The organism is Streptomyces sp. WM6372 (genome assembly GCF_001279655.1).
Lineage (GTDB): Bacteria > Actinomycetota > Actinomycetes > Streptomycetales > Streptomycetaceae > Streptomyces.
This window is the reverse complement of the sequence record NZ_LGDB01000078.1, coordinates 1-1,654: the sequence shown is the minus strand read 5'-3', so window position 1 is coordinate 1,654 and position 1,654 is coordinate 1. Positions and strand designations below refer to the sequence as shown.

General features: G+C 71.0%; 2 protein-coding genes. Both read right to left on the bottom strand.

Going from position 1 to position 1,654, the window contains the following annotated elements; all coding sequences use genetic code 11:
• Positions 1–482, bottom strand: a 482-nt coding sequence (locus ADK52_RS08040; protein WP_234343528.1) for a DinB family protein, incomplete at its 3' end; no start/stop codon positions are given.
• A 234-nt stretch (positions 483–716) separates the two neighbouring features.
• Positions 717–1,310: a TMEM165/GDT1 family protein gene (locus tag ADK52_RS08035; protein ID WP_053689072.1), complete on the bottom strand. Its 594-nt coding sequence runs from the start codon at positions 1,308–1,310 to the stop codon at positions 717–719.
• Between the last annotated feature and the right edge of the window lie 344 nt (positions 1,311–1,654).

The following is a 1,654-nucleotide window of genomic DNA, read 5'->3' as shown; positions in this document are numbered from 1 at the left end:
TCGGCGTGGCCGTTGTGGCGGGCGTACTCCTCGATCAGGTGGACCAGGACCTCGCGGAGCTCGATCGGCTCTCCATCGCTCTCGCCCGCAACCTCGAGCCCGGGGGCCTCAGCCACCACCCGTTCCGCGAAGGCGACCTCCGCCCGCCACGTGGCCCACGCGTCCGCGACCACCGCCGGGTCGGCCACCGCTCCGGTGAAGTCCGCCGCCGGATCCTCCGCCGTCCGGTAGTGCCGGCGTACGTCTTCGCCCGCCATCACCCGGCGGAACCAGTACTGCTCCACCCCCGCCAAGTGCCGTACGAGCCCCAACAGGGACAGGTTCGACGGCTCCACGGCGCGCCGCGCCATCGCCTCGGCGTCGAGCCCGGCGCACTTCAGCTCCAGCGTCAGCCGCTGATCGCGCAGGTAGCCGACGAGGACAGCGCGTTCGCCCTGGAACCCTCCGTCGGTGCGGGTGTCCTCATCGGGGTGGACGAACATGTTGGACCAGCCGAAGCGACGCTCGGCCCCGGGCACGCCCGCGGAGTCACCGTTATCGATCACGCCCGCGAGCATGCCCCCGTACGCACGCCTCCCGCAAAGGGATATCCCGGACCGCGGCCCCCGCAGTCCGGCAGCCCCGCAGCCCCGCAGCCCGGCAGCCCGGCAGCCCGGCAGCCCGGCAGCCCGGCAGCCCGCGATCCTGCAGCCCGCGACCACCCAGCCCTTGACCACTCAGCCCGCGATCGCCTCGTACAGCGAGAACGCGGCCAGCGCCGCCATCACGCACGCCGCGACCTTCGTGATCAGGCGCAGCGGCACGTACCTCATCAGCGTCTTCCCGCCCAGGATCCCGATGCCCGCGACCGCCCACAGGGCCAGGACGGCGCCGATGCCGACCGAGACGGGGTTGTCGTACCGCGCGGCGAGGTTCGCGGTCATGATCTGGGTCAGGTCGCCGAACTCGGCCACCAGGATCAGCATGAATCCGGCCCCGGAGACCTTCCAGAAGGACTGGTCGGCAGGTGCCTTGACCTCCTCGTCCCCGTCGCTCTTCTTCAGGAGCAGCATGGCCGCGCCCGCGAGGAAGAGGACGCCGACGACGGCCTGGACGAGCCGGTGCGGGAGCAGGGTGAGCACGCTGCCCGCGGCGATGGCGAGTGCGACGTGCACGGCGAAGGCTGCGGCGACGCCGGCGAAGACGTACGAGGCGCGGTAGCGGGTACCGAGCATCAGTCCGGCGAGGGCGGTCTTGTCGGGGAGCTCCGCGAGGAAGACGACTCCGAAGGCGATCGCCGTGACGGTGATGCTGAAGGTGCTGCTGAACACTGGGGCGGAACCTCAATCGGTCGGGCAGGACGCCATCGGTACCGAGAGACCTGGGGTTTTTCAGGGGTCGCTTCGGCTCGGCGGCGCCCTGACTGCGTCCACGCACCCGTCATGGACGGATGCAGATGAACAAGAACAGGACACTGCGGCCGAAGGTCTCGCTGGCCGGCCGCTGCGTGCGACCTGCCTCCGGGCGCCGGCTGGGGTGACCCAGCAGTATGTCGACGGTCCGGCGAAGAGCTACTCCCCTTCTGCACTCCACAGAATACGTGACGGCCGCCGCGGCCCGAAATAGGCCGTTGGTCGCGCAGCAGCGGGACCCACCCGCCCCGGGCACACCCACC